Annotated in this window: 13 protein-coding genes; 10 read left to right on the plus strand and 3 right to left on the minus strand. The window is 73.5% G+C overall.

What is annotated here, in order from left to right; translation table 11 throughout:
• Positions 1–169: 169 nt before the first annotated feature.
• The 5 genes from ACFUNE_RS36560 (at position 170) to moeZ (ending at position 6,371) form a co-directional block, all read left to right on the plus strand.
• On the plus strand, positions 170–1,960 hold the full coding sequence (locus ACFUNE_RS36560) for a DUF3492 domain-containing protein (RefSeq protein ID WP_383577136.1): 1,791 nt from the start codon (positions 170–172) through the stop codon (positions 1,958–1,960).
• A gap of 34 nt (positions 1,961–1,994) precedes the next feature.
• On the plus strand, positions 1,995–3,194 hold the full coding sequence (locus tag ACFUNE_RS36565; RefSeq protein WP_383577138.1) for a hypothetical protein: 1,200 nt from the start codon (positions 1,995–1,997) through the stop codon (positions 3,192–3,194).
• A 133-nt stretch (positions 3,195–3,327) separates the two neighbouring features.
• Entirely contained in the window at positions 3,328–4,293 is a 966-nt protein-coding gene (locus ACFUNE_RS36570; protein WP_383577140.1) for an NAD-dependent epimerase/dehydratase family protein, read from the plus strand.
• Positions 4,281–5,108, plus strand: a complete 828-nt coding sequence (locus ACFUNE_RS36575) for a spherulation-specific family 4 protein (protein WP_383577142.1) — start codon at positions 4,281–4,283, stop codon at positions 5,106–5,108. Before ACFUNE_RS36570 ends, ACFUNE_RS36575 begins: the two co-directional genes overlap by 13 nt.
• An 84-nt stretch (positions 5,109–5,192) precedes the next feature.
• A complete protein-coding gene (gene moeZ / locus ACFUNE_RS36580) occupies positions 5,193–6,371 on the plus strand; it encodes an adenylyltransferase/sulfurtransferase MoeZ (protein ID WP_383577143.1) in 1,179 nt (392 codons plus the stop codon).
• Between the two features lie 101 nt (positions 6,372–6,472).
• Here the strand turns inward: moeZ and ACFUNE_RS36585 are convergent, their stop codons facing one another.
• The 3 genes from ACFUNE_RS36585 to ACFUNE_RS36595 form a co-directional block, all read right to left on the minus strand.
• Complete coding sequence (locus ACFUNE_RS36585) at positions 6,473–8,014, minus strand: alpha/beta hydrolase (RefSeq protein ID WP_383577145.1); 1,542 nt, start codon at positions 8,012–8,014, stop codon at positions 6,473–6,475.
• A gap of 135 nt (positions 8,015–8,149) precedes the next feature.
• The gene (locus ACFUNE_RS36590; protein WP_383577147.1) at positions 8,150–9,748 is read right to left on the minus strand and encodes an alpha/beta hydrolase; all 1,599 of its coding nucleotides are present in this window, start codon (positions 9,746–9,748) and stop codon (positions 8,150–8,152) included.
• Between the two features lie 76 nt (positions 9,749–9,824).
• A complete protein-coding gene (locus ACFUNE_RS36595) occupies positions 9,825–12,659 on the minus strand; it encodes a lysylphosphatidylglycerol synthase domain-containing protein (RefSeq protein ID WP_383577149.1) in 2,835 nt (944 codons plus the stop codon).
• A 171-nt stretch (positions 12,660–12,830) separates the two neighbouring features.
• Here ACFUNE_RS36595 and ACFUNE_RS36600 point away from each other — a divergent pair, with 171 nt between their 5' ends.
• The 5 genes from ACFUNE_RS36600 (at position 12,831) to nudC (ending at position 22,987) form a co-directional block, all read left to right on the plus strand.
• Positions 12,831–13,235, plus strand: coding sequence for an MGMT family protein (locus ACFUNE_RS36600; RefSeq protein ID WP_383577151.1), 405 nt, complete (start codon positions 12,831–12,833; stop codon positions 13,233–13,235).
• A gap of 337 nt (positions 13,236–13,572) precedes the next feature.
• The gene (locus ACFUNE_RS36605; RefSeq protein WP_383577153.1) at positions 13,573–16,932 is read left to right on the plus strand and encodes an ATP-dependent helicase; all 3,360 of its coding nucleotides are present in this window, start codon (positions 13,573–13,575) and stop codon (positions 16,930–16,932) included.
• Between the two features lie 108 nt (positions 16,933–17,040).
• The gene (locus ACFUNE_RS36610) at positions 17,041–20,589 is read left to right on the plus strand and encodes a UvrD-helicase domain-containing protein (RefSeq protein ID WP_383577155.1); all 3,549 of its coding nucleotides are present in this window, start codon (positions 17,041–17,043) and stop codon (positions 20,587–20,589) included.
• A 10-nt stretch (positions 20,590–20,599) separates the two neighbouring features.
• Positions 20,600–21,994, plus strand: a complete 1,395-nt coding sequence (locus tag ACFUNE_RS36615) for a dipeptidase (protein ID WP_383577157.1) — start codon at positions 20,600–20,602, stop codon at positions 21,992–21,994.
• 45 nt (positions 21,995–22,039) lie between these two features.
• Positions 22,040–22,987, plus strand: coding sequence for an NAD(+) diphosphatase (gene nudC / locus ACFUNE_RS36620; protein WP_383577159.1), 948 nt, complete (start codon positions 22,040–22,042; stop codon positions 22,985–22,987).
• Positions 22,988–23,044: the final 57 nt, after the last annotated feature.

A 23,044-nucleotide genomic window follows, 5' to 3' on the forward strand; every position in this document is an offset into this window, starting at 1 on the left:
ATCAATCACACGACCCGGGGTGGGGGGTTTTATTCCCCCTATCTCCGCTGCTTGTTGTGGGGCCCCCACCACCCCCCCCCCCCCCCCACCTCTGTATCCGCATACGGTCGTCCCGCTGCGAGTCGCCGATCAACGGCGGCTGCCCACAAGGGAGATCGGGGGTGTGCTCGTGCGGATCGGACTCCTCACGGACGGTGGTTATCCGTATGCGACCGGTGAGTCCAGACTCTGGTGCGACCGCCTGGTGCGCGGTCTTCCCCAGCACGAGTTCGACCTCTTCGCCCTCAGCCGCTCCGCCGACCAGGAACAACAGGGCTGGGTCAGGCTTCCCGACAGGATCGGACGGGTGCGGACGGCGCCGCTGTGGACGCACGAGGAGGACACCCGTCACCCCGGCCGTCCCAGAGGCCTCACGGGAAGACTCGCCACAGGCCTGGGGCGGTCGTACGGACGCCGTGACCGGCGGTGCTTCACGGCGCATGTGACGGCGCTCGTCGAGGCCGTCCGCGCGGGTACGGAGACCGGGCCGGAATCCGGCGGCGCCGACGCCGGGGCGGCGTCGGGGCTCTTCGCGGACGGTCTCTACGGACTCGCCGAACTGGCCCGGGAGCGCGGCGGGCTGCGGACCGCCCTGCGCTCCGAGACGACCGTACGCATCGTGGAGTCGGCCTGCCGCGCTCCGGGGACCGGGCGGACCGTCCACAGTGCCACCGTGCCCGACTACCTCGCCTTCACGGCCGAGCTGGAGCGTGCGCTGCGCCCCCTCTCCCTCGACTGGTACGACGAGGACGGGCTCGGCGCGGTCGACCTCTGCCATGCGGCGTCGGGCGGCGCGGCGGCTCTTCCGGGACTGCTGGCCAAACGCTTCTTCGGCGTGCCTCTGCTGGTGACGGAGCACGGCGTACCGCTGCGGGCCCACTACCTCGCGGCGCCCGGAGCGGAGCTCGGTGCGCCGGTGCGCGCCCTGCTGGCCAACTTCCACGGGCTGCTCGCCTCCGAGGTGTACCGGCAGGCAGCGCTCATCACCCCCGGCAACACCCATGTGCGCCGTTGGCAGGAGCGCTTCGGTGCCGACCGGGCCAAGCTGCGCACCGTCTACCCGGGCATGGAGGCGGAGCGCTTCGGAGCCGTGGGGGAAGGCGACGACGACGGCGGTCCCGGCACGGTGGTGTGGATCGGGCGGATCGAACCCGCCAAGGACCTCATCGCCCTGCTGCACGCCTTCGCCGAGGTGCGCAGGGCCGAGCCGGAAGCCCGCCTGCGGATCTTCGGCGCTCCGGCGCAGGGGGCGGAGAGCGACACCTACCTGGCCCACTGCAGGGCTCTCGCCGCCCAGCTCTTCCCCGACGAGGCCGCGGACGCCCATGCCGAGGGCGACAACCCGGTCACCTTCGAGGAGATCGGCGGCCCCGAGGTACCCGACCTCGCGGAGGCCTACGCCGCGGGCGGAGTCGTCGTGCTGTCCAGCGTCGTCGAGGGCTTTCCCATCAGCCTGGTGGAGGCGATGTTCTGCGGCCGGGCCACCGTCTCGACGGACGTGGGAGCAGTGGTGGAGATCGTCGGCGGTACGGGGCTGGTGGTGCCCCCGCGCAATCCGCGGGCGCTCGCCGATGCCTGTGTCGCGCTCCTGCGCGACCCCGAGCGCCGTGCGCGCCTGGGCGCGGCGGCGCGTGCCAGGGCGCTCGAACTCTTCACCGTGGACCAGAACCTCGCGGCATTTCGCGGCATCTACCTGGACCTGGTGGGGCAGGCCCCGGCCCGCTGGTCCTCACCGGCCGACCCCCGGGACCCGGCAGGCCCGCCGCGCCCCTTCGCCACGCCCCCGGAGGCCCATGTGCTGGGAGCCCTGCCTCCCGAGCCGGTCTCCGCAGGTGCGCGCGCGCCCCGGGTGCCGAGCTGGGCCGTCGCCGCGGAAGCCGTGTGCGCGGGCGCACGCGGGGCGGGTGACGGCGATGCGTGACGAGACGAGCGGCCACGACCACGGAGGAGCCCCGATGGGCAGACCGACCGACGCCCCTGCTCCGGACGCCGGGGGAGAGGCGGCGGACGCGCGGCCGGGAGCGGTCCGTTCCGCCGTCCGGGCACCCGAGATCGCCTACCACCCCGCCCGCAGGCCGGCCGCCCGGCGCGGACCCGCGGACCCCGTCAAGGTGCTCATGCACCGGCACCGGGACCTCTGCGAGCGTGCCGTCGACCCCCTGGAGATCGCCGCCGGCCTGGAGGCCCACGGGCTCACCGACCGGACCGCCGCGCGCTACCGGCACCGCGACGTCTTCTCGCTCGCCGAGGAGCTCTACGCCCGTGTGCCCGGCGCGCGCAGGCACGCCCCCCGAGCCCCCCGGTCCCGGCCGTACCCCGGCAAGGACACGCGGGCCGGATGGACCCTCTCCGCGCTGCTGCCCGGGGCCGCCTGCCTCGCCACCGCCGGAGCCCTCAGGGTCACCGAGGGGGTGCTGGGCGGCGAAGCCCGGTTCGCGGTGACCGCCGCCGGCGCGCTGCTCGTCCTCCTCGGGCTGCGGCTCTGCCTGCGCGGCGGCCCGCTGCGCGCGCCGGACGGCGCCGGGGGCGTCACGCTGTACGTCTGCTGGCTCCTCGGCTACGTCGTGTACGGCGACGACCTGCTCGCCCAGGTCATCAGCGGCGGCCCCGACGGCCACTGGACCGCGGCTCCCGCACCGCTGCTCGGGCTGGCATCGGCCCTCGCCCCCGCGGCCTGGTGCGCCCACCTGTTCGCCGGGCACGCGCACCACCGGCTCGCCGGCTCCCACGCCCTGGCGGAGTTCGGCGCCGGTGTGCGCCCCCTCCTCTTCGGCGTCGTCGCGCTCTTCCTCGGCGCGCTCACCGCACTCCTCCATCTCGCCGACCTCGGCCACCCCGGCCCCGGACCCGGCCCGGCGGGCCCCGCCGCTCTCGGCGTCCTGCTCTTCCTGGCCCGGCTGCTGGCCGTCCACGGCTTCCCCGAACCCGCCGCCACCGCACTCGCCGCGGCCTGCGCCGCCGAGGTGGCGGCCCCCTTCCTGGTCCTCGCCGGGCGGCTGCCCGGCCTCGACCTCCTCGCCCGGCCGGTCGACGCGGTCGTCGCCGCGGCCGGCCCCGGCGGCGTACAGGTCCTCGCGTGCGGCATCGCCGCATTCGGGCTGCTGGTCCACGCATCGGTCACCCTCACCCGGGCGTCCGCCCACGCCTCGGCCTGAGGGCGCCGCCCCACCCCGCGGAGCCGACGCCGCGGGTTCCCCGTACCGCACACACCTTCCTCAAGGAGACACCGGACATGACCCCCCAGTCCCCCGCACCGGCAGCGCGCCGTCGGCACCGAAGGGGTGCGCGATGAGGGTTCTGCTGCTCGGAGCCAACGGATTCCTCGGCCGCTTCGTCGCCGACCGCCTGCTCGCCGACCCCGCTGTGCACCTCACGGCTCTCGGCCGCGGCGACGACGCCGACGTGCGTTTCGACCTCGCGGGCGGCAGCCCCGGAGCGCTCACCCGCTTCCTGGACGCCGTCCACCCCGGGGTCGTCGTCAACTGCGCGGGTGCCACCCGCGGCGGAGCCCGGGATCTCACGCGCCACAACACCGTCGCCGTGGCCACCGTCTGCGAGGCCATGCGCCGAAGCGGCTGCAGCGCACGGCTCGTCCAGGTCGGCTGCGCCTCCGAATACGGACCCTCGCAGCCCGGTTCGTCCACCGCCGAGGACGCGGTGCCCCGGCCCGGCGGCCCGTACGGCGTCAGCAAGCTGGCCGCCACGGAGCTGGTCCTCGGCTCCGGACTGGACGCGGTCGTGCTGCGGGTCTTCTCACCGGTGGGGCCGGGAACCCCGGCAGGCTCCCCGCTCGGCCGGCTCGCCGAGACGATGCGCCGCGCCATGCAGTCCGGCGACCCCGAGCTGAAGCTCAGCGGCCTCGGGGTGCAGCGCGACTTCGTCGACGTACGCGACGTGGCGCGCGCCGTGCACGCCGCCTCGCTCTCCGCCGCCCAGGGCGTCGTCAACATCGGCACCGGCAGGGCCGTACGGCTGCGCGACGCGGCGGCGGTCCTCGCCAGGGTCGCCGGATACGCGGGCGCGCTCCACGAGCTCGACGCGCCCCCCGCCCGGCTCCCCATCGGTGCCCCCCGCGCCTCCACCGAGTCGGTCGTGGAGCACCTCGCGGCGACCCCCTCCCCTTACCCCGACGGCTGCGGTACCTGGCAGCAGGCCGATGTGCGCACCGCCAGGGACCGGCTCGGCTGGCGTCCCCGGATCAATCTGGAGGAGTCCCTCGCGGACATCTGGATGGAGGCCGCATGCCGCATCTGACCAGCACCGGTCCCGCGCTGCGGACCGGCGGCGCGGACCGGCTCGGCGTCGGCGTGCCCGGATACGCCCATCCGCTGCTGGCGCCCGCGGAGTGGGCCGGGCTGAACCGGCCCGGGACCCCGCTGCACTGGGCGGTCCTCAACATCGACGACGGCCCGGGCGCGCGGCCCGACCCGCACTGCCTGGAGGCTGCCGGGCGGCTGCGCAACGCCCGCGAGCGCGCGTTGCACGGGGAAGTGCCCGAGGACAGCGTCCGGGCAGCGGGGGGACGGCTGCTCGGACACATCGACCTGGCCTTCGGCAGCCGCCCCTTCGGTGAGCTGGTCGCCGACGCCCAGTCCTACCTCGACTGGTACCGGGTCGGCGGCTTCTACCTGGACCACTGCCCGGCCGAGCGTGACGGGCTCCAGGCCGTCCGCCGGCTCACCAGCACCCTGGCCGCCCTGCTCGCCGACAGCGACAGCGCGGACCAGGAGGGCGGACGCCTGGTCCTGGGCCACGGCACCCATCCGCACCCGGGCTACGCCGAGGCCGCCGACCAGCTGGTCACCTTCCGGGGAGCCTGGACCGACTACCGCTGGTCGCAGGTGGCCGAGTGGACCGCCGCCTACGAACCGGGCCGCTTCGCCCACTTCGTCCACGGGGTCCCGCGCACGCACCTGGAGGAGGCCATGCGTATCGCCCGCTGGCAGGGCGCGGGCACGATCTTCTTCACGGACCGGGACGGAGCGAAGGGACAAAGCGATCCATTCGCGGCACTGCCCAGCTACTGGGACGAATTCGTCTCGCGGATCGGACCCGGTATCTCGGAATGAGGAGGGGCGTGGCAGTGTTACGGGAGAACAACCGTACGTAGATGAAGTACGTAGAAACCGACCACCTGCATTGTTGAGGTTCCTGTGTCGCTGCCACCCCTGGTCGAGCCAGCTGCTGAGCTCACCGTCGACGAGGTCCGCAGGTACTCCCGCCACCTGATCATCCCGGATGTCGGGATGGACGGACAGAAGCGGCTGAAGAACGCGAAGGTGCTCTGTGTCGGCGCCGGCGGCCTCGGCTCGCCGGCGCTGATGTACCTGGCCGCTGCCGGTGTCGGCACGCTCGGCATCGTGGAGTTCGACGAGGTCGACGAGTCGAACCTGCAGCGCCAGATCATCCACAGCCAGGCCGACATCGGCCGGTCCAAGGCGCAGTCCGCCAAGGACTCCGTGCTGGGCATCAACCCGCTGGTGAACGTGATCCTCCACGAGGAACGGCTCGAAGCCGAGAACGTGATGGAGATCTTCGCCCAGTACGACCTGATCGTGGACGGCACGGACAACTTCGCCACCCGCTATCTCGTCAACGACGCCGCGGTCCTGCTGAACAAGCCGTACGTCTGGGGCTCGATCTACCGCTTCGACGGTCAGGCCTCCGTCTTCTGGTCCGAGCACGGCCCCTGCTACCGCTGCCTCTACCCGGAGCCGCCGCCCCCCGGCATGGTTCCGTCCTGCGCCGAGGGCGGTGTCCTGGGCGTGCTCTGCGCGTCCATCGGCTCCATCCAGGTCAACGAGGCCATCAAGCTGCTCGCCGGCATCGGCGACCCGCTGGTCGGCCGCCTGATGATCTACGACGCGCTGGAGATGCAGTACCGCCAGGTCAAGGTCCGCAAGGACCCCGACTGCGCCGTGTGCGGCGAGAACCCCACCGTCACCGAGCTCATCGACTACGAGGCCTTCTGCGGCGTCGTGTCCGAGGAGGCCCAGGAGGCGGCGGCCGGTTCCACGATCACTCCCAAGCAGCTCAAGGAGTGGATCGACGGCGACGAGAAGATCGAGATCATCGACGTCCGCGAGCCCAACGAGTACGAGATCGTCTCGATCCCGGGCTCCCGGCTGGTCCCGAAGAACGAGTTCCTGATGGGCAACGCCCTCCAGGACCTTCCGCAGGACAGGCGCATCGTCCTGAACTGCAAGACCGGTGTCCGCAGTGCGGAGGTCCTCGCGGTCCTCAAGTCGGCGGGCTTCGCCGACGCGGTGCACGTCGGCGGCGGCGTCATCGGCTGGGTCCACCAGATCGAGCCCGAGAAGCCGGTCTACTAGACCTGTGATGTGACGAAGGGGCCGGCTCCGGCGACGGAGCCGGCCCCTTCGTGCGCCATGACGCGGTCAGAAGCAGGGTGCGCCCGTCCGCCGGGACGCGGTCAGGAGCAGGTGCGCCCGTCCTCCGGGACCTTCCCCTCCAGGAAGTAGGCGTCGACGAGTGAGGTCACGCACGCGCTCTCGCCGTACGAGCCGTGCCCCTCGCCCTCGTTGGTCAGCATGACGCCGACACCCTCACCCAGCTCGTCGGCCATCCTCTGCGCGCCCTCGTACGGGGTCGCCGGGTCGCCGGTCGTGCCGATCACCAGGATCGGGGCGGCGCCCGGGGCGCTCGCCTCCGGGGTGTCGCGCTCGCCCTCGACCGGCCACCCCGCACACCAGCCGGCCGTGTCCCAGGCCAGGAACGGGCCGAAGACAGGGGACAGCTCCCGGAACTCGGGGAGCAGCGCCCGGGCCTCGGCCGCCGTCGGCCGCGCCCTGGCGTCGGCGCAGGAGATCGCCCGTTGCGCATGGCTCCGGGTGTCGTAGTGCCCGTGCTCGTCGCGGCCGTTGTACGAGTCGGCCAGCCGGAGCAGCCGGTCGCCCCTGCCCCTGTCCGCCGCCTCGTCGAGCGCGGCCGTCAGCGACGGCCAGCTGCTCCTGGAGTAGAGGGGGGTCACGATGCCGGTGACGGCGAGCGATTCGTTGAGCTCGCGCCCGGAGGCGGTCGGCAACGGGTCCTTGTCGATCCGCTCCAGCAGCGCCGCAATGCGCCGTGTGCCCGCCGCGGGATCCTGGCCGCGGTCCTTCAGGTAGTTCTCCAGGGCCCGCTGGAAGCCGGTCGCCTGGTTGCGGGCGTGGCCCACCGTGTCCGCCGTCGGGTCGACGACGGCGTCGAGCACGACCCTTCCCACGGTCTCCGGGAAGAGGTGCGCGTAGGTCCCGCCGAGCTCCGTGCCGTACGAGATGCCGAAGTACGACAGCTTCCTGTCCCCGAGCGCCCGGCGGATCGCGTCCATGTCCCGGGCGGCGCTCGTGGTGCCGACGTGGGGGAGGAGCGCGCCGGAGAGGCGTCCGCAGCCGGCGGCGAAGTCCGTGCCGTCCGCGATGAAGGCGGCTTCCTCCGCGGCCGTCTCCGGGGTCATGTCGACCTCGCGGTAGGCCTTCTCCTCTTCCTTGTCGCCGCGGCAGCGGACCCGCGCGTCGGCTGTGACCCCGCGGGGGTCGAAGCCCACCAGGTCGTAGCGGGTGTTGAGCTCCCTGTACGAGGAGGCGGCGCGCGGCAGGATGTCCACTCCGGAGCCGCCGGGTCCGCCGAAGTTGAAGAGCAGCGATCCGAGCCGCTCGCTCTTACTGGTGGCGGCTCTCCGGATCAGGGCGATGCCGATCGTCTCCCCGTCCGGATCCGCGTGGTCCAGGGGTACGTCGAGGGTGGCGCACCGCCAGGCGGTACCGGGCGCGGTACCGCCTTCCGGCGCGTCACAGCGTTTCCAGTCCAGCGGCCGGACCGCGGTGGGAGTGCCGGGCGACGGATCCCGGGACGTCTGCGGTGCCGAGCCCTCCGACGGCCTCGGGGGCGCCGGGCCGTCGTCGCACCCCGTGAGGACCGCCGTCACCAGCAGGGCGGCCGCCGCACCGGCGCGGGCCCGTCCACGTACGCGCATGCGCGCTTCCTCCCCCGTGCCGTGAGGGCGACGACCGGAGCGGTCCGGTGTCCCCGAAGTCCGGCCGTCCGACGGGCGGCCGCGTGACCCGGCGGCCCTCGCAAGCGGCCCGATGTCACGCCGTCCAACGAGCGGTCACCCGCAGACCGTTCCCGACTTCGGCACCTTCCCCGCGAGCAGATAGCTGTCCACGGCCCTCTGCACGCAGGTGCTTCCGCCGTTGTACGCCCCGTGGCCCTCGCCCTTGTACGTGAGCTCGATCCCGACCCCCTTGCCGAGCTCGGCGGCCATCGCCTTCGCGCCGGCGTACGGCGTCGCCGGGTCCCCGGTGTTGCCGATGACCAGGATCGGGGCCGAGCCGGGCGCGCTGACGTCCGGAGTGTTCCAGGCGCCCGCGACGGGCCAGCCGGTGCAGGCCATCAGCCCCCAGCCCAGGTAGTCGCCGAACACGGGGGAGGCCTCGCGGAACCGGGGGAGCGCCTTCCGGGTCTGTTCCAGGGTGTACCGCTGCTTGGAGTCCGCACAGTTGATGGCGGTGTTGGCGGCGTTCGAGTTGTCGTAGTGCCCGTCCTCGGAGCGGCCGTTCAGCGAGTCGGCGAGGGCGAGCAGCAGGCCGCCGTTGTCACCGTCCGCCTCGTCGAGGCCCTGTTCGAGCAGAGGCCAGGTCTCCTTGGAGTAGAGGGCCGACGCGATGCCGGTGGTGGCCTGGGTCTCCGTCAGCTCCCGGTCACCGAGGCCCGGTACAGGCTTCTTCTCCAGCTTCGCGAGCAGATCGGCGATCCAGTCCTGGACCTCCTCGGAGGTGGCTCCCGGGAGCTTGCAGTCGTCCCGCTCGGCGCAGTCGGCCGTGAAGTTGTCGAGGGCGAGCTGGAAGCCCTCGGCCTGGCCGAGCGAGGACTCCAGGGAGTCCTCCGTGGGGTCGACGACCGCGTCCAGGACGGCCCGGCCGACGTTCTTCGGGTACAGGTGCGCGTAGACGCCGCCCAGCTCGGTGCCGTACGAGATCCCGAAGTAGTACAGCTTGTCGTCGCCGAGCACCTGCCGCAGCAGGTCCATGTCCCGGGCCGCGTTCGTCGTGCCGACGTACGGCAGTTCGTCGCCGGAGTTGTCCTCGCAGTCCGCGATGTACGCCTTCTGGTCGTCGACGAACGCCTTCTCCTCCGCGGAGTCGTCCGGGGTGCCGTCCTGCTCGTAGCGGGCGTCCAGCGTCTCGTCGTCCGAGCACTCGACGCCCTCGCTGCGGCCGACCCCGCGCGGGTCGAAACTGACCAGGTCGTAGCGGGTGCGCAGCGCGTCGTAGTCGGTTCCGAAGGACGGCAGGGTGGCGACACCGGAGGCGCCGGGCCCGCCGAAGTTGAAGATCAGCGAGCCGATCCGCCGGTCCTGGTTCCTGGCGGCGGCGCGGATGAGCGCCAGCTCGATGGTCCGGCCGCCCGGGTCCCCGTAGTCGAGGGGGGCGTCCATGAAGGAGCACTGCCAGGACGCCCCGCCCGGGAGGGGCGAAGGGGACGTACCGCTGCCCTGGGCCTCGTTGGGGGCCGGGCAGGGCTGCCAGTCGAGCTTCTGGGAGGACAGCTTCGCGGGCGTCGCCGTGGGGGACGCCGTCGACGCGGCCGTGGGGGTCGCCTTCTCCGTTCCTCCGTCGTCGCCGTCGTCCGAGCAGGCGGCCAGCGGCAGCAGCACGGTGGCGGTGGCGACGAGGGCGGCGGCACGCAGAGCGGGAGAGGTCCTCATGAACCCATCGTGCGGCGGGGCGCGGGGGAACGCGCGGGGCGCGGTCCATGCGAGTGGCGCGCCTCGCGCATACGTTCTAGAGCTCGCCCTTGCGGGTCAGCTGGTTGAAGCAGATCCACCCGGGAAGCACCGGCAGCCACAGCGTCATCACGCGGTACAGCAGCACGGCCGGCGCGGCGACCTCCTTCGGCAGGCCCACCGCGATCAGACCCAGGGTCAGCGCGCCCTCGACCGCGCCCATTCCGCCGGGCGTGGGCGCCGCCGACCCGAGGGCGTTGCCCGCGAGGAAGACCACGGCGATGCTGGCGTAGCTGAGCTGCGGCACGTCGGGACCGCTGAAGGCGCGGATCGACGCGTCGAGGCACATGACGAACAGCCCGGTCAGCAGCAGCATGCCGCCGATGCCCGTGACCAGCTTCTGCGGACGCTGCACCACGTCGAGCATGCGCGGTACGACGCCGGCGAACAGCGACCGCACCCGGGTGACGACGAACTTCCGCAGGAACGGGATCGCGGTCACCACCAGCACGAGCACGGCGACCGTGAGCAGGCCCGCGATGACCGTCCTCGACGGGGTGAGCGAGTCCGGGGTCTTCTCCGTCCCGGTGAGGTAGCCGAACAGCGCCAGCAGCAGGATGTGGGCGCCGAGACCGAAGAGCTGGGAGGCGCCCACGCTCGCGACGGCGAGTCCCGGGCGCACCCCGGCGCGTTGCAGGAAGCGGGTGTTGAGCGCCACACCGCCGACCGCCGCCGGCGCCACGATCTTCACGAACGACCCGGCCACCTGCGCCAGCACGGTCTTCCCGAAGGGCACACGCTCGGGCACGAAGCCGAGCAGACTCATGGCCGCGGCGATGTAGCTCAGGGCCGAGAAACCCAGCGCCGCCGCCACCCAGCCCCATTCGGCCTGCTCCACGACCGTGCCGAAGTCGGCTTCGGTGACCTGCGAGATCAGGAAGTAGGCCGCGATGGAACCCGCGATGAAGCTGAAGAGGGTACGCGGCTTGATGCGCTCCAGCCGGACCGGTTCGACCGGCGCCTGCGGCCTGATCAGCAGCACCTGGCGGCGGATCTGAGCCAGCATGTCCTCCTCGCGGGCCTCGTCCAGGGCATCGTCTATCGCCCGCTTCTCGGCCTGCTTCTCCGTGCGCAGGGACTTGCGGACGGCCTTGCGGTCGCTGGCCGCGGAGACGTCGTGCTCCTCCGCCCTGGCCTGCTTGGCGGCCTGCGAGGCCTCGAGCACCGCCTCGCGCTCGCGCTGCGAGCGCTCCCGGGCGAGCCTGCGCAGCGTCGCCCGGGTGGACCGGCTCAGGGCGATCGGCTGGAGCAGCGGCAGGCAGTCGGCGACCGCGTCCGGACCGAGCACGGCGAGTGCCCCGGCGACGGCCCGTTCGGCACCCACACGCAGCCCTGTGGTGGTGAGCAGCTGGGCGACGTCCATGCGCAGGATCAGGTCACCGGCCGCGATCTCGCCGCCCCGCAGGTCGGTGACGAACACCGTGCCGGAACGATCCACCAGGATGGCGTCGCCGGTGAGCCTGCGGTGGGCGATCCGGCGCGACTGGAGCGCTCTCACCTGCCGCCAGGCACCCCGCACCAGGTCGTCGGTGATCTCCTCGTCCTCCAGCGCGTCCAGCGAGCGCCCTCCGATGTGCTCGTAGACAAGCATCACGGCGTCGGGTCCGAGCTCGGACGTGGCGATCAGCTTGGGTGCGTTGGCCCCGGCGGCGATCGCCGCGTACGCGAGGAGCGCCTCCTGCTCCAGGGCCTGGCGCAGCGACTGGATGGAGCGGCGCTGGGTGATGCTCCGCAGGGTGAGCCTGCGCCACACCCGGTAGAAGAAGCCCTGGGCCTGCTGTTCGCGGTCGACGACCGTGACGTCCAGCGGTGGCCCGTCCTCCAGCGTGACCAGATAGCGACGGCCCCGGTCGTTCTGGTCGATGGTGTCGTGGGTGTCCTCGGTGCGCATCGCGGCCACCGGACGGAAGCCCACGTGGCGCAGACCGGCCATCAGGTGCTGGCCGGTCGGACGGACGTTCGGCGAGCCGACCGCGTAGAGAGTGCCGTACGCCACGGTCCAGCCGATCAGCACGGTGAGGACGATCGAGAACGGTGTGGTGTAGCCGCCGACCAGCATCGCGAAGGCGTCCAGGAGCAGCACGACCCACAGCACGACCCGCCAGCGCGGTCTGCGTGCCATCCCGACCGCCGTCATGTAGGCGATGACGGGTGCGAGGTATCCGTGCACCGGGTCGGTGAGCGCGTCCCCCGGCTGGGGCTGGGTCAGGGCCTCCCGGATCGTCCCGGGGGCCGACCGGGCCACCCAGAGATCGGTGGCGAGGGTCACTCCGTGGGCCAGCACGGCGGCGAGCACGCCGTCCGCGATCCGCAGTCCGTCGCGCTTGACCAGGCGCTCGATCGCGAAGGCGACCGGCACCAGGAGCACGGCGATGCTGGACATCAGGCCGGCGAGCTTGATCAGCAGGTCGGGGGCCTGCTCGGTGCCCTTGGAGATGTCGTCCTCGAGGCCGGTGGTGGTCCCCTGGGCGAAGGCGGCGACGGCGAAGAGCAGGGCGATCGCGAGGACCCCGACGAGGAGCCTCAGCAGATCGGAGGGGCGGTGCACACGGGCGGGCAGCAGCGGCTCGTCACCCGAGACACGGTCGCTCAGCGCGGCCTCGGACGAGGCGAGCGTCGAGCCCGAGAGATGCCCCCGGGACGACCGCGAGGTCTCCCCGGTGTCCGAGGCGTCCGCCGCGGTCTCAGGGGTGTCCGACGTGTTCGAGGTGTCGGAGGCGTCCGTGCGGGCGGGCGCGTCCGGGCGCGGCTCCGCGTCGGAGGCGTCCGCCGCCTTCGGTGGCTGCACGCCCTGCTCCTTAGCCTCTGATGGATCTTCGTGTTCTCGTATCACCGGTCACCGCCCGCATGATGGTGGCACGGCCTGCAGACAGAGGGGGGCATCAGGGTGCATTGCGCGGGCGCGATGCGCAACATACGCTGCTCCGCCCCCGTGCGCACGGAGTGTGACGAGGCTGACACCGGCGGGGGGCGGTTGTCGGTGGCGTACGGCAGGATGGGGCGGATGAGCCAAGACCGGACGAGCGGCGGCCGGGCCGCGCCCGCGAGCCCCGTGACCGCCGAGCTGCCCGCATACGCCGAACGCGTCCTGGACGTGGCGGACCTCGTCCCGCCCGGCCGCGTCATGACCTACGGCGACGTCGCGGAGTGGCTCGGGGACGGCGGTCCGAGACAGGTGGGCCGGGTGATGGCCCTGTACGGCTCCGCGGCGCCCTGGTGGCGCGTGGTGCGGGCCGACGGGCTGCTGCTGCCCGGTCACGAGCTGCGGGCGCTCGGCCACTACCGCGAGGAGGGCACGCCGCTGCGCGAGGCCCCGCGCGGCACGGACGGGCACGTCCCGCGGCTCGACATGAAGCGCGCCCGATGGGACGGCGTGACCGGCGGTCAGGGCGAGGAAGCTCACACCTGACAGCTTCCGCCATCGGGCTCCGCAGGGACGGGCGCCTGGCCGGTGTGCGCGGCGCGCCGGGACCGCGGGTGACGCCCACATGTGACGGGGGACGCGCTCCACCGCCTGATTTCCGCCCCGCCGCTGGCGTAGCGTCGTCATACGCGGGGACGCTCCGCCCCCTTCTCCGTCCCTGTCACGACCGGGCCGGCCCCGGGCGGCCGTCACCATCAGGCCGGGCCCCCGCGCAGACCGAGGCGCACCCACCGGGGCCTGGCCCCCGCAAAGACCGACTCGCACCCACCGGGGCCCAGCCCTCCGCAAAGACCGAGTACACCCACCAGGACCGGCGAACCACGTGAGCTCCTCCTTCACCACCCGGAACAGCCCGCACCGTCAGGCACGGCGGCGGGCCCCGGGCGCGTACCGGCTGGTGCGTACGCCGCCGGGTTCCGTGGACTCCCCCTTCCTGGACGCGCCGCAGCGCGCGGTGGCCGACCACCGGGACGGCCCGCTGCTGGTCCTCGCCGGACCGGGCACCGGCAAGACCACGACCCTGGTCGAGGCCGTCGCGCGACGCGTGGCCCGGGGGACCGACCCGTCCCGCATCCTCGTCCTCACCTTCAGCCGCAAGGCGGCGGTCGAGCTGCGCGACAGGATGGCGGCCCGGCTCGGCGGGACGAGGGGACCGCAGGCCACCACCTTCCACTCGTACTGCTACGCCCTGGTCCGCGCGCACCAGGACGCCGATCTCTTCGCCGATCCGCTGCGCCTGCTCTCCGGCCCCGAGCAGGACGTCACAGTCCGTGAACTCCTCGCCGGCCAGCTCGGCCTGGAGGGGGCCGGGCTCGCCCACGTCCGCTGGCCCGACGAACTGCGGGCCTGCCTGACCACCAGGGGCTTCGCCGACGAGGTGCGCGCGGTGCTGGCCCGCAGCCGTGAGCTGGGCCTCGGCCCGGACGCACTGGCCGCCTTCGCCCGCCGCACCGGCCGGCCTGACTGGAGCGCCGCAGCCCAGTTCCTCGCCGAGTACCTGGACGTCCTGGACGCCCAGGGCGTCCTCGACTACGCGGAGCTGGTCCACCGCGCGGTCCTGCTCGCCGAACGGCCGGAGGTGGCCGCGGAGCTGGCCCGGAGCTACGACGTGGTCCTGGTCGACGAGTACCAGGACACGGACCCCGCGCAGGTGCGGCTGCTGCACGCACTGGCCGGGAACCGGGGGAGCACCGCGCCCGGCACCGGCGGCGGCCGGACACTGATCGCCTTCGGCGATCCCGACCAGTCGATCTACGCCTTCCGGGGCGCCGACGTGAACGGCATCCTCGACTTCCCGGACACCTTCCGCCGCGCCGACGGCGCACCCGCCCCCGTCGGTGTCCTCACCACCTCACGCCGCTCCGGCGCGAAACTGCTCGAAGCCACCCGGCTGCTCACCCGCAGGATGCCCCTCACCCGCCTCCCCTCGGACAAGGTCCGCGCCCACCGTGAGCTGTCCTCCGTGCGCGACGGCGGCCGCGTCGAGGCGTACACCTACCCGACGCCCTCCGCCGAGCTGGACAACATCGCCGATCTGCTCCGGCGCGCGCACCTGGAGGACGGCGTGCCCTGGAGGGACATGGCGGTCCTCGTGCGCGCCGGCGGCCGTTCCATCCCCGCCGTGCGCCGTGCGCTCACCTCAGCCGGAGTCCCGCTGGAGGTCGACGGCGACGACCTCCCGCTGCGCCACGAGCCGGCTGTCGCCCCGCTCCTCACCGCGCTGCGCACCGTCGCGACCGCGGCGCTGCACCCCGACGCGCCCGAGGACGAGGAGGACGGGTCCGGCGGCGGCAGCGACGGGGCCCCACCCGGCGCGCTCGGCACGGAGACCGCCCTGACCCTCCTCGCCTCACCCCTCGGCTCCATGGACGCCGCCGACCTGCGCCGTCTCGGACGCGCCCTGCGGGACGAGGAGAGGGCCGCCGGGAACCGCGTACCGCCGCCGTCCGGGGAGCTGCTCGCCAGGGCGCTCGCCGAACCCGAGCGACTGGTCACGCACGACCCGGCGTACGCCCGCGGAGCCCAGCGGCTCGGCGCGCTCCTGAGTACGGCCCGTGAGCTCCTCCAGGCCGGCGGCACCGCGGAGGAAGCCCTGTGGACGCTGTGGAACGGCACCCCCTGGCCCGGCCGGCTGGAGCGGGCGGCGCTGCGCGGCGGCGCGGGCGGCCGGAACGCCGACCGGGACCTCGACGCCGTGTGCGCCCTCTTCGACACCGCCGCCCGGGCCGAGGAGCGCACCGGGGGACGAGGCGCGCTCAACTTCCTGGAGGAGGTCGACGCCCAGGACATCGCCGCCGACACCCTGTCCCGTCGTGCCGTACGTCCCGACGCCGTCCGTCTGATGACCGCGCACCGCTCCAAGGGGCTGGAGTGGCGTCTGGTGGTCGTCGCGGAGGTGCAGGAGGGCCTCTGGCCCGACCTGCGCCGCCGGGGGTCGCTCCTGGAGGCGGACCGGATCGGGCGCGACGGACTGGCCGAACCCCTGACCCCGGGAGCCCTCCTGACCGAGGAGCGCCGCCTCTTCTACGTCGCCGCGACCCGGGCCCGTGAACGTCTCGTCGTCACCGCCGTCAAGGCCCCCGCCGACGACGGCGACCAGCCCTCGCGCTTCCTCTCCGAGCTCGGCGTCGAGCCCCGGGACGTCACCGGGCGCCCCCGCCGCCCGCTCGCGGTGGCCTCGCTGGTCGCCGAGCTCCGGGCGACGACCGTCGACCCCGCGGCCTCGGAAGCCCTGCGTGACGCCGCCGCCCACCGGCTCGCCCGGCTCGCGGCGCTCACCGACGACGAGGGCCGGCCACTGGTGCCCGCTGCCCACCCGTACCGCTGGTGGGGGCTGGACGAACCCACCCGCTCCGAGGTCCCGCTGCGCGACCGGGACCGTCCCGTCGCGCTCTCCGGGAGCGCGCTCGACCAGCTCGCCAACACCTGCGCGCTCCAGTGGTTCCTGGGGCGCGAGGTGAAGGCCGACGCTCCGGCGACGGCGGCGCAGGGCTTCGGCAACGTCGTCCACGTCCTGGCCGACGAGGTGGCCTCCGGGCGTACCGCCGCCGACCTGGACGTCCTGATGGAGCGCCTCGACTCCGTATGGGACGGCCTGGTCTTCGACGCGCCCTGGAAGTCGCAGCAGGAGAAGGGCCAGGCGCGCGCCGCCCTGGAACGCTTCCTGCGCTGGCACGTCATGGACCGCGCGGGACGCACCCCTGCCGCCAGCGAGCACGATTTCGACGTCACCCTCGAAGCGGGTGAGTACGCCGTGCGCATCCGGGGCTCCATGGACCGGGTCGAACAGGACACGGACGGCCGGGCCTACGTCGTCGACTTCAAGACGGGCAAGGGGGCGCCGACCAGGGACGAGGTGGCGGCCCACCCCCAGCTCGCCGTGTACCAGCTGGCGGTCAGGGAAGGCGCCGTCGACGAGGTCTTCGACCGCCGCCCCGAACCCGGCGGCGCCGAGCTCGTCCAGCTGCGCCAGCCCGCCCCGAAGAAGGAGGGCGGCGACGCCCTCCCCAAGGTGCAGGCCCAGGAGCCGCTCTCGGGGGAATGGGTCTCCGACCTGCTGGCCACGGCGGCCGGCCGGGTCCTGGACGAACGCTTCACGCCCACGACCGGGCAGCACTGCACCCACTGCGCCTTCAAGGCGTCGTGCAGCGCCCAGCCCGAGGGCCGCCAGATCGTCGAGTGACGGCCGCCGTCCGCGGGGCCGGCTCGGTACGGGCTCGGTACGGGCGTGGGAGCTTCGCGCGACGGGCGTGGGGCCGCGTTGTCGGTGGGTCCGGTTAGCCTCTGTGGAGTGTCCTCCCGTATCACCGATCCCGAGCAGCTCAAGGAGCTCCTCGGGATCCCCTTCACCCCGGAGCAGACGGCGTGCATCACCGCGCCGCCCGCCCCCCAGGTGATCGTGGCCGGAGCCGGCTCGGGGAAGACCACGGTGATGGCGGCGCGTGTGGTCTGGCTGGTCGGGACCGGTCAGGTCGCCCCGGAACAGGTCCTCGGCCTGACCTTCACGAACAAGGCCGCCGGTGAGCTCGCCGAGCGGGTCCGCAAGGCCCTCGTCGCGGCCGGGGTCACCGACCCGGACGTCATCGACCCGGACAACCCGCCGGGCGAGCCCAGCATCTCCACCTACCACGCCTTCGCCGGCAGGCTCCTCACCGACCACGGCCTGCGGATCGGCCTCGAACCCACCACCCGGCTCCTCGCCGACGCCACCCGCTACCAGCTCGCGGCCCGGGTGCTGCGCGAGGCGCCCGGGCCCTACCCGGCGCTGACCCGGTCCTTCTCCACCCTCGTCAGCGACCTGCTGGCCCTGGACGGGGAGCTCGCCGAACACCTCGTACGCCCCGAACAGCTCGCGGAGCACGACACCGGCCTGCTGCAGGTCCTGGAGACGGCCCGGCTCACCAACGCCGAGCTGCGCAAGATCCCGGAGACGGCCGGGGCCCGCCGCGAGCTGCTCGAGCTGACCCGGCGCTACCGTGCGGCCAAGCGCAGCCGCGATCTGCTGGACTTCGGTGACCAGATCGCCCTCTCCGCCGAGCTGGCACTCACCAGGCCCGAGGTCGGCGCCGTCCTCCGCGACGAATTCCGGGTCGTCCTGCTCGACGAGTACCAGGACACCTCCGTGGCCCAGCGGCTGCTCCTGGCCGCGCTCTTCGGCGGGGGAGGCGCGGACGGCACGACGGGTCACGCCGTCACGGCCGTCGGCGACCCGTGCCAGGCGATCTACGGGTGGCGCGGCGCCTCCGTGGCCAACCTCGACGACTTCCCGCACCACTTCCCGCATGCCGACGGCACCCCGGCCACCCGCTACTCCCTCAGCGAGAACCGCCGCAGCGGAGGCCGCCTCCTCCATCTCGCCAACGGCCTCGCCGAACCCCTGCGCGCCATGCACGAGGGGGTCGAAGCGCTGCGCCCCGCACCCGGGGCCGAGCGCGACGGCACGGTCCGCTGCGCCCTCCTGCGCACCCACGCGGAGGAGATCGACTGGCTCGGTGACTCGCTCGCCCACCTCGTGCGGACCGGTACGGCGCCCGGGGAGATCGCCGTCCTGTGCCGCACCGCGGGCGACTTCCCGCGCATCCAGGCCGCCCTCGTCGCCCGGGACGTCCCGGTCGAGGTCGTGGGCCTGTCCGGGCTGCTGCACCTCCCCGAGGTCGCCGACCTCGTCGCCGTCTGCGAGGTCCTCCAGGACCCCGGGGCCAACGCCTCCCTGGTCCGGCTGCTCACCGGACCGCGCTGGCGGATCGGCCCCCGGGACCTCGCCCTCCTGGGGCGGCGTGCCCGCCTCCTCGTCCACCGCTCCGCCCCCGGCGACGACGGCACCGACCCGGACCAGCGCCTCGCCGAAGCCGTCGAGGGCATCGACCCCGCCGAGGTGATCTCGCTCGCCGACGCCCTCGACACCTTCCTGGAGTCGGGCGGGTCCGAGGACGACCAGCTGCCGTTCTCCGCGGAGGCGCGTGTCCGCTTCGCCCGTCTCGCCACCGAGCTCCGCGACCTCCGCCGCGTGCTGGCCGACCCGCTCATGGACGTACTGCACCGTGTCCTCGCGACGACGGGCCTCGAAGTCGAACTCTCCGCGTCGCCGCACGCCCTGGCCGCACGCCGCCGCGAGACCCTCGCCAACTTCCTCGACGTGGCGGCCGGCTTCGCCGCGGTCGACGAGGACGCGACCCTGCTCGCCTTCCTCGGCTTCCTGAGGACCGCCGCGCAGTACGAGAAAGGGCTGGACAACGCCCTGCCCGGCGGCGAGAACACGGTGAAGGTCCTCACCGCCCACAAGTCCAAGGGCCTGGAATGGGACGTCGTCGCCGTCCCCGGCCTCGTCACCGGCCAGTTCCCCAGCACGCAGTCCCGTGACGCGTGGACCTCGCAGTCCCAGGTCCTCCCGCACGCCCTGCGCGGCGACGCCGCCACGCTCCCCGTCCTCGACTCCTTCGACGCCAAGGGCCTCAAGGCGTTCAAGGACGAGATGAAGGGACACCAGCACACCGAGGAGCTCCGCCTCGGCTACGTCACCTTCACCCGCCCCCGAAGCCTGCTCCTCGGCTCCGGCCACTGGTGGGGCCCGTCCCAGAAGAAGCCGCGCGGGCCGTCGGCGTTCCTGGACGCGCTGTACGAGCACTGCGCGGCCGGGCACGGCGAGATCGAGGTCTGGGAGGAGGAGCCGGGGGAGGACGAGGAGAATCCGGCGCTCCTGACACAGGGCGCCGACCAGGCGTGGCCGCTCCCGCTGGACGCGACCGCCATGGCCCGCCGCCGCGCTGCCCGGGACACGGTGCTCGCCCACCTGGAGGCCCTGGCGGCCACGCCCGTACCGGACGTGTACGAGGCGCCCGTACGTCCCGGTGCGCCCGGGGACGAGCAGGAGCCTCCCTACGACGACGAGCCTCCGTACGAGGACGACGGGCCGTCCGACCTTCTCCCGTACGAGGACGAGCCTCCGCTCCACGACGAAGCCGAGGCCCCTTACGACGACCCGTTCCCGGACGGCGGCCCCGCACCGTTCCCGGACGGCGGTCCCGCACCGGCTCCGGACGGCACCGGCCCGGCCCCGGACGTCACGTCGGGCCCGCTCCCGCACCGGACCGCGCCGGCCCCGCACGTACCGGCCGCCCGCGCCCCCGCGGACGCGGGCCTCACACCGGAGGAGTCCCGCACGCTCGCCTCCTGGGACCGGGACCTCGACGCCCTCGCCGGTGAGCTGCGCCGTGCCCGCGCGACCGTGCACGACGTCGTCGTCCCCGCCACGCTCTCCGCCACCCAGCTCCTGCACCTCGCCGACGACCCCGACGGCTTCGCGCGGGAGCTCGCGCGCCCCATGCCCCGCCCCCCGCAGCCCGCCGCCCGCCGGGGCACCCGATTCCACGCCTGGGTCGAATCCCGGTTCGAGGAACTGCCGCTGCCCATGCTGGGTCCTGACGAACTCCCCGGAGGGGACGGGAGCGATGCGGAGATCGCCGACGAGCGTGATCTCGCCGAGCTCAAGGAGGCCTTCGAACGCACCGCGTACGCCCGGCGCACTCCGTACAGCGTCGAGACGCCGTTCCAGATCACGCTCGGGGGCCGGGTGATCCGAGGCCGGATCGACGCCGTCTACCGCAGGGGCGACACCTACGAGATCGTCGACTGGAAGACCACCCGGCACCGCACGGCCGACCCGCTCCAGCTCGCCGTCTACCGCCTGGCCTGGGCCGAACTGCACGGTCTTCCGCCGGAAGCGGTCACGGCGACCTTCCTCTACGTGCGCACAGGGGAGATCTCCCGTCCCACCGGGCTGCCGGGCCGGGAGGAGCTGGAGCAGCTCCTGCTGGCCGAGCCACCTCCGCGGGGCCGATAGGCTCATCCGCATGAGCGACACCCCGGACAGCGCCGTCCGTACGTACACCGAGCAGCACCGCACGGCCTTCCTCGACGACCTGGCCGAGTGGCTGCGCATCCCGTCGGTGTCGGCTCAGCCGGAGCATGCGGGGGACGTGCGGCGCAGTGCGGAGTGGCTGTCCGCCAAGCTCGCGGAGACCGGGTTCCCGGTCACCGAGACATGGGAGACGCCCGGGGCGCCCGCGGTCTTCGCCGAATGGCCGTCGCAGGACCCGGACGCACCCGTTGTCCTCGTCTACGGCCACCACGACGTGCAGCCCGCGGCCCGCGAGGACGGCTGGACCACCGACCCGTTCGACCCGGTGATCCGCGACGGCAGGATGTACGGACGGGGCGCGGCCGACGACAAGGGCCAGGTGTTCTTCCACACACTCGGCGTCCGCGCCCACCTCGCCGCGACCGGCCGCACGACCCCAGCCGTGCACCTCAAGCTCCTGATCGAGGGCGAGGAGGAGTCCGGATCGCCGCACTTCCGCGCGCTGGCCGAGGAGCGGGCCGCCCGCCTCGCGGCCGACGTCGTGATCGTCTCCGACACCGGCATGTGGGACGAGAGCACCCCCACCGTCTGCACCGGCATGCGCGGTCTCGCGGAGTGCGAGATCGAGCTGCACGGACCCGGCCAGGACATCCACTCGGGGTCCTTCGGCGGTGCCGTCCCCAACCCCGCCACCGCACTCGCCCGCCTGGTCGCCGCTCTCCACGACACCGAGGGCAGGGTCGCGGTCCCGGGCTTCTACGACGGGGTCGCCGAACTCACCGAAACCGAGCGGGCCCTCTTCGCCGAACTGCCCTTCGACGAGGACACCTGGCTGCGTACGGCCGCCTCGCACGCCACCGCGGGCGAGGCCGGCTACTCCACCCTGGAGCGGATCTGGGCCCGGCCCACCGCCGAGGTCAACGGCATCGGCGGCGGTTACCAGGGGGCGGGCAGCAAGACCGTCATCCCCGCGTCCGCCCTGGTGAAGCTGAGCTTCCGGCTGGTCGCAGGACAGGATCCGGAGCGTATCCAGGAGGCTGTCCGCACCTGGGCCGAGGCCCGCATCCCGGCCGGTGTCCGCCACCGCATCACCTTCGCCCCCGCGACCCGGCCCTGTCTGACGCCCCTGGACCATCCCGCCCTCCAGGCCGTCGCCCGCGCCATGGGCCGGGCCTTCGGGACGAAGATCCTCTTCACCCGCGAGGGGGGCTCGGGCCCGGCGGCCGACCTGCAGGACGTGCTCGGCGCACCCGTCCTCTTCCTGGGCATCTCCGTACCGTCCGACGGCTGGCACGGCCCGAACGAGAAGGTCGAGCTCGACCTCCTCCTCAAGGGCGTCGAGACCGCCGCCCATCTGTGGGGCGAGCTGGCCGACGCACTCCGCTGAATCCTCTGAACGCCCGATCCACCCCCGGGGGAGTAGGAAGCACCTGTGAGCACCTTCGACAACGCCACCACGGACCGTCCCATCGGTTTCACCGCGCCCAGCGGCATCGACCGCGCCGCACACCACCGGCTCGACGAGGCGTGGCTCGCCGCGGCCTGGAGCCACCCGACGACCAGAGTGTTCGTGGTGTCCGGGGGCCAGGCGCTCGTCGACGACACCCCCGACGGCGGCACCGAGCTCGTCATGACCCCTGCCTTCGAGGCACCGGTCACCGAGACCCACCGCTACTTCCTGGGCACCGACGAGGAGGGCGTGCGCTACTTCGCACTCCAGAAGGACTCGTTGCCGGGCCGCATGGACCAGTCCGCACGCCCCGCCGGACTGCGTGAGGCGGGGCTGCTCCTCGGCCCGCGCGACGCCGGGCTGATGGTGCACGCGGTCGCCCTCGAGAACTGGCAGCGGCTGCACCGCTTCTGCTCACGCTGCGGCGAGCGCACCGTCATCGCGGCCGCCGGTCACATCCGCCGCTGCCAGGCCTGTGGTGCGGAGCACTACCCGCGGACCGACCCGGCGGTGATCATGCTGGTCACCGACGACCAGGACCGTGCGCTGCTGGGACGCCAGGTGCACTGGCCCGAGGGCCGCTTCTCGACCCTCGCCGGCTTCGTCGAGCCGGGGGAGTCGATCGAGCAGTCCGTGGCCCGCGAGGTGTTCGAGGAGGCGGGGGTCACCGTCGGCGAGGTCGAGTACGTCGCCAGCCAGCCCTGGCCCTTCCCCTCCAGCCTGATGCTCGGATTCATGGCGCGCGCCGTGTCCTCGGAGATCACCGTCGACGGCGAGGAGATCGAGGAGGCCCGCTGGTTCTCCCGCGAGGACCTGACGGCCGCGTTCGACTCGGGAGAGGTGCTGCCGCCGTTCGGCGTCTCGATCGCGGCGCGTCTGATCGAGCTCTGGTACGGCAAGCCGCTCCCCAGGCCGGGCAACGCGGCCTGAGCGGCTGTCCGCCGCCCCGTGCACGACGAAGGCCCCCGCCGAGGCGGGGGCCTTCGT

The sequence above is a fragment of the Streptomyces sp. NPDC057287 genome, from assembly GCF_042667905.1.
GTDB lineage: Bacteria > Actinomycetota > Actinomycetes > Streptomycetales > Streptomycetaceae > Streptomyces.

What these genes read in the sequence shown, in the direction of transcription:
- ACFUNE_RS36590 (WP_383577147.1), bottom strand. Translation starts at nt 9,748, where the DNA reads ATGAGGACCTCTCCCGCTCTGCGTGCCGCCGCCCTCGTCGCCACCGCC.
- ACFUNE_RS36615 (WP_383577157.1), top strand. Translation starts at nt 20,600, where the DNA reads ATGAGCGACACCCCGGACAGCGCCGTCCGTACGTACACCGAGCAGCAC.
- ACFUNE_RS36565 (WP_383577138.1), top strand. Translation starts at nt 1,995, where the DNA reads ATGGGCAGACCGACCGACGCCCCTGCTCCGGACGCCGGGGGAGAGGCG.
- ACFUNE_RS36585 (WP_383577145.1), bottom strand. Translation starts at nt 8,014, where the DNA reads ATGCGCGTACGTGGACGGGCCCGCGCCGGTGCGGCGGCCGCCCTGCTG.
- ACFUNE_RS36575 (WP_383577142.1), top strand. Translation starts at nt 4,281, where the DNA reads ATGCCGCATCTGACCAGCACCGGTCCCGCGCTGCGGACCGGCGGCGCG.
- ACFUNE_RS36600 (WP_383577151.1), top strand. Translation starts at nt 12,831, where the DNA reads ATGAGCCAAGACCGGACGAGCGGCGGCCGGGCCGCGCCCGCGAGCCCC.
- ACFUNE_RS36570 (WP_383577140.1), top strand. Translation starts at nt 3,328, where the DNA reads ATGAGGGTTCTGCTGCTCGGAGCCAACGGATTCCTCGGCCGCTTCGTC.